The 5161-nt window shown below is 41.3% G+C and carries 5 protein-coding genes; 4 read left to right on the top strand and 1 reads right to left on the bottom strand.

All coding sequences use genetic code 11. From position 1 onward, the window contains the following. A partial coding sequence (locus tag BIZ38_RS21515) for an NAD(P)/FAD-dependent oxidoreductase (RefSeq protein WP_222938101.1) occupies positions 1-1133 on the bottom strand: 1133 nt, incomplete at its 3' end. A gap of 267 nt (positions 1134-1400) precedes the next feature. Here BIZ38_RS21515 and BIZ38_RS21510 point away from each other — a divergent pair. The 4 genes from BIZ38_RS21510 (at position 1401) to BIZ38_RS21495 (ending at position 4923) form a co-directional block, all read left to right on the top strand. Further along, positions 1401-1616 (top strand): hypothetical protein, encoded by a 216-nt coding sequence (locus BIZ38_RS21510; protein WP_187491273.1) that lies wholly within the window; start codon positions 1401-1403, stop codon positions 1614-1616. A 3-nt stretch (positions 1617-1619) separates the two neighbouring features. After that, a complete protein-coding gene (locus BIZ38_RS21505) occupies positions 1620-2621 on the top strand; it encodes a 4-hydroxyproline epimerase (protein WP_010557844.1) in 1002 nt (333 codons plus the stop codon). Positions 2622-2634: 13 nt separating this feature from the next. Next, entirely contained in the window at positions 2635-4131 is a 1497-nt protein-coding gene (locus tag BIZ38_RS21500; RefSeq protein WP_187491272.1) for an aldehyde dehydrogenase (NADP(+)), read from the top strand. Between the two features lie 120 nt (positions 4132-4251). Further along, positions 4252-4923, top strand: a complete 672-nt coding sequence (locus tag BIZ38_RS21495; protein ID WP_187491274.1) for a GntR family transcriptional regulator — start codon at positions 4252-4254, stop codon at positions 4921-4923. Positions 4924-5161 lie beyond the last annotated feature (238 nt).

The following is a 5161-nucleotide window of genomic DNA, read 5'->3' as shown; positions in this document are numbered from 1 at the left end:
TGATGACCAAAGGCAAAGTACAGGTTATTGTGATTGGGGGCTTGGCCTATTATAGGTAATGAGTCAGGCAATGATGGCCTACAGCCCATCCATGTAGTCGTGGCACTAAGAGGCTGGCTAGCTAATAACGCTTGTGCATGGGGCAGTAAAGCTAATGCACGTTTATTGTTAGCCTTTCTATTTATACCCGCAAACTCCACTGTGCCTGCCACTCTTAACCCTTGACTCATCGGGGTCATGATAAGACTCCGTTCAGCAGAAGCTACGGGCCGTGTTAGGCCATGGTTAATATTAACCATACAGTGGTAACCACGCTCGGTATCTAAAGGTGCTGTGTATCCAAGCGGCTCGATGAGAGAGGCACTCCAAGCACCCGCTGCGATCACGACTTTATCGAAATTGAGACTATCTTGTTCATCACTCACCATAAAACCTTCACTTTTAGGCGTGATAGCAACTACTTTCTGTTGACGAAATTGCCCTTTTAATAAACTGAACTTTTGCGCTAATTGGATACAAAATAAATGTGGTTCAATACTATGAGCAACGTCTTCAAATAATAAAGCGTGTTTTATTTTGTCGGATAAACTGGGCTCTAGAGCATGTACTTGCTTTGTATCAAGTAGCTTTACTTTAATTCCTTGCGCTTGATACATAGCCAAGGTGCGCTGCACATCAACCAATGGGGTTTTTTCAAAGGTAAGTAAACTCCCTTGTTTAGTAAGCAGGTGGCCCAGTTGATAGTTTGCTAATAATCTTTCATAAGCATGAATTGCATGTTCATTTAAGGCTTTGAGAGCGTGTGTATGTGCAATAAATCTGGCAGTAGGCATATTTTTAATAAACTGCCAAAACCAAGGGAGAGCTTTTATTGCATAGCGCCAATCAATGCGCAATGGTCCTAATGGGTTAAAAAGCATAGCAGGTAATTTTTTTAATAATGCTACCTGCGCTAGAGGAAATACCTGTTCGGTGGCAAAGTGCCCAGCATTACCTTTTGAACAGCCTTGCGCTAGGCCATTTTCATCGTATAGCGTCACTGCAAAGCCAGCTTGTTGTAACTGTAAAGCTGTGCAAATACCAATTACACCGGCACCGATCACGGCGACTCTTTGAGTTCTTGTATTGGTCAAAATTACCTTCCCCTGATGATAAAAGTAAAACGCTATACGTTTTTTAAAAAATAAATCGATATTGTATTTACTGACAAGTAGTAAGAAAAAGCTCTACAAGCTCTTTCTAACTCATTTTTAGTTATAACTTTTAATTAGTTATGTGTAATTGGTTATTTGTAATCTTTTAAGGGTGTGTACCTATAAATTTAATATTAAAATAGGATATTGATTATTGTATACAATATACTTATCATATCAAGCATAAATTCAGTTCGGAATAGGCAAATGAAAACCAATTGGCATGGTGCAAACCCAGCAATAGCTGCTCAGTTTAATAGTGATGAGTTAGTTAACTCTACATGGCAACTAGTTGGCAGCGCTATAGTAAAAGCTATAGCAGATTTTAAACTACTGGTTGTAAATGAAAAAACTTCTTCATCAACGCTTAACGATACTGCGAAAGCGTATTGTGTTGATGTAAATAAACCTAAATTGGATTAAGTGATGCGCAAAGGAACATTTTTTTGTATAGATGGCCATACTTGCGGTAACCCTGTGCGGCTTATAACAAGTGGCCACCCTCTGTTACAGGGAAATACCATGAGCGAAAAGCGCCAGGACTTTTTAGCTAACCATGACTGGATCCGTCAAGCGCTCATGTTTGAGCCCAGAGGTCACGATATGATGTCGGGCGGTTTTTTATACCCACCTACTAGCGAAGATGGTGATGCAGCCATTTTATTTGTAGAAACTTCCGGCTGCTTACCTATGTGTGGTCACGGTACAATGGGTATTGTTACCTTCGCCTTAGAGCATGGTTTGCTACATGCTAAAACCCCCGGTACTTTAAAACTGGATACGCCAGCAGGACGAGTTCAGGTCAATTATGAAATGACTGGTGGTAAAGTGCAGTGGGTTAAAATTTACAATGTGCCTGCTTATTTAGCGCATCAGTCTATATGTATCAATATTCCAGAGTTGGGCGAATTAAAGGTTGATATCGCCTTTGGTGGTAACTTTTATATTATTGTTGAACCACAGGGCAACTTTAAAGGTATTGAACATTTTAGTGCAGGGCAATTACTCAAATACAGCCCATTAGTGCGTGATGCTATTAATACCAAAATACAATGTATCCATCCGCTCGACTCTACCGTTCAAGGTGCTAGCCATGTGTTATGGACTGGCTCACCCAAAAATTCCAACTCAGATGCGGCTAATGCGGTTTTTTATGGAGATAAAGCCATTGACCGCTCACCATGCGGAACAGGCACTAGCGCCCGCATGGCTCAGTTGTTTAGTAAAGGCTTATTGCAGCAAGGCGATGCATTTATTCATGAAAGTTATATTGGCAGCCAGTTTATTGGCTGTATAGAGCAGGTGTCTGAAGTGGCAGGTCAAACTGCTATTTTACCTAGCATTCGCGGCTGGTCTCGGGTAACCGGAACGAGCACCATTACAGTAGATGACGACGACCCATATGCCTATGGGTTTCAAGTAATTTAACGAGGAGAAAAGCATGACATTAACAGGACAAAGCCTAATTGCCGGACAATGGCAAGGTCGCGCTGAGCAAGGTGAATTTCAAGCCTTTTCACCGGCTAAAAATCAACCATTATCGACACGCTACTTTAATGTAACGAGTACTCAGTTAAATACGGCAGTTGATGCTGCTGATAATGCTTTTATCGAGTACAGAAAAACGAGTTTTAGTCAGCGTGCAGATTTTTTAGAGTGTATTGCAGAGCAAATTTTAGCACTTGGCGATGATTTACTAACGCAAACCGCGCAAGAAACCAATTTACCTATGGCACGCTTACAAGGTGAGCGAATGCGCACGGTTAATCAGTTAAAAGCATTTGCCTGTGCACTGCGTGAAAACCCAGACTCACCACTAGGTTTAAAGCTGCTTGATGAAGCTGATAGTAATCGCTCGCCACTACCTAAACCTCGTACAGAGCTTAATTACTTACCTCTTGGGCCTGTAGCTGTATTTGGTGCGTCTAATTTTCCGTATGCATTTTCAACACTCGGGGGGGATACCGCCGCCGCACTTGCAGCAGGCTGCCCAGTGGTTGTTAAAAATCATACTGCGCATCCAGGCACTGGGGAGCTAATGGCCCGTGCAGCGCTTGCTGCGATTAAAGAATGTGATATGCCGCTAGGTGTATTTTCAATGCTGCAAAGTGATGTTTACGATATTTCGCATCAATTAGTCGCGGCGCCAGCTATTAAAGCTGTTGGTTTTACGGGGTCATTTAATGTCGCACGTTTACTACAAGAAACAATTGCCAAGCGTTCAGAGCCTATTCCGTTTTATGGCGAGCTCGGCAGTATAAACCCACAAATAGTTTTACCAAAAAAAGCTCAAAATGAAGGTAAAGCTATGGCTGAAGCGCTATGCCAATCAATGCTAATGGGTAATGGCCAATTTTGTACCAGTCCTGGCTTATGGCTGGTACCAACGGGCTGTGATGAATTAGAAGCCGAGGTAGCCAACTGCATTAGTGCAGCCGCCTCAGATACTTTATTAACCCCAGGTATTGTGAAGACCTTTAAAAAGCAAGTTAGCCAGCGCAGTGAGCTTGAAAACGTAGAGCTTATTGCAAAAGGCGCACTTACAGAAGACTTTCATGGTAATGCCCATGTATTTGCCTGTAATGTTGATACCTATTTAGCAACCCCTGCATTACGTGAAGAAGTATTTGGCCCAGCGGCTTTATTGGTTCGCTATATAAGCATAGAGCAGTTAAGTTTACTAGTAGCAGCGCTTGAAGGGCAGCTTACGGCAAGTGTGCATGACAGCGCTGATGATTTAGCTAAAGCTGAACACGTTATAGAAGAGCTGAAATACAAAGTAGGGCGTTTAATACACAATCAAATGCCAACCGGCGTAGAAGTATGTGGCTCAATGAACCATGGTGGACCATTTCCAAGCTCCACAGATGTACGTAGCACTTCCGTTGGGTTAAATGCAATGTTGAGATTTTTGCGACCAATTTGCTATCAGTCTTAGTTAATTGTAGCGGGAGTGCAAATTGCATTTCCCGCTACCTCTTTATTATGAAGGATTCTAACTTGGCATGCATGTTTTCATAGGTATAATGCATACTAAATGCAATTTATAGAAATTACTATGGCCATAGAACATAAAACTCGAACTCAGCTTGTTACAGAAGCTATTCGTGAAAAAATTCTTTCAGGTGAAATCAAAGCGGGTGATCCGCTACGCCAAGCTGCATTAGCCACAGAGCTAAACGTGAGTCGAATACCGGTGCGTGAAGCTTTGCTACAACTAGAAGCCGAAGGGCTGGTTAACTTTGAAGCTCATAAAGGAGCCACTGCCACACAGCTTTCGGCGTCGCAAATTGACGAAATTTTTGACCTCAGAGCACTTCTTGAAGCTGAGCTATTAAAACATTCAATACAAAGCTTAACTGATCAAGACTTAATTGATGCCGAGCTTATTTTAACTGAACTTGAAAGTGCCATGGATGCCGGCGATACCCACCTTGCCACTGGCGATTTAAACAGCCAGTTTCATGCTAAATTATACAGCCGCGCCGCGCGCCCACAAACCCGTGAGTTGGTTGATATGTACAGCAAAAACTCAGAGCGCTATGTACGTATGCATATTTTATTGGCAGGCGGTTTAACAAAAGCTCCTGAAGAGCACCGTACTTTACTCGAGTTATGCAGAAAAAAAGACTGTCAAAATGCCTGTGAATATCTAAAAAATCATATTGTTAAAGCTAAAAACGATATAAAAAAATTACTTATAAAATTAGAAGGTGAAAAAAGTAATTAAAAAATATATCAGGCAACTAGTACAGGCTACTAAACTCTAATTTATAACTTTAGGCATCGCTTTAGCTTTTCAGCAGCAATAAGACAGTAGCGATGTCTTCCTCCCTTTTTATTATTCCAATTAGCACCATAAATAGCTCCTTTTTGTTGGGTCGAAAGTCCATAAATTTTTTTTATTATTAAGATCAGTTGGTTATTTTTAAATGTGAATTTAATGTATATTTAATATTGTATACAAT

The sequence above is a fragment of the Pseudoalteromonas sp. BZK2 genome (genome assembly GCF_014349195.1).
GTDB lineage: Bacteria > Pseudomonadota > Gammaproteobacteria > Enterobacterales > Alteromonadaceae > Pseudoalteromonas > Pseudoalteromonas simplex.
The sequence above is the reverse complement of the archived record's forward strand: the minus strand, read 5'-3'. Positions and strand labels throughout refer to the sequence as shown.

Bases quoted from the DNA above. Each gene is read 5' to 3' on its own strand.
- BIZ38_RS21500 (WP_187491272.1), top strand. From the start codon at position 2,635: ATGACATTAACAGGACAAAGCCTAATTGCCGGACAATGGCAAGGTCGC.
- BIZ38_RS21495 (WP_187491274.1), top strand. From the start codon at position 4,252: ATGGCCATAGAACATAAAACTCGAACTCAGCTTGTTACAGAAGCTATT.
- BIZ38_RS21510 (WP_187491273.1), top strand. From the start codon at position 1,401: ATGAAAACCAATTGGCATGGTGCAAACCCAGCAATAGCTGCTCAGTTT.
- BIZ38_RS21505 (WP_010557844.1), top strand. From the start codon at position 1,620: ATGCGCAAAGGAACATTTTTTTGTATAGATGGCCATACTTGCGGTAAC.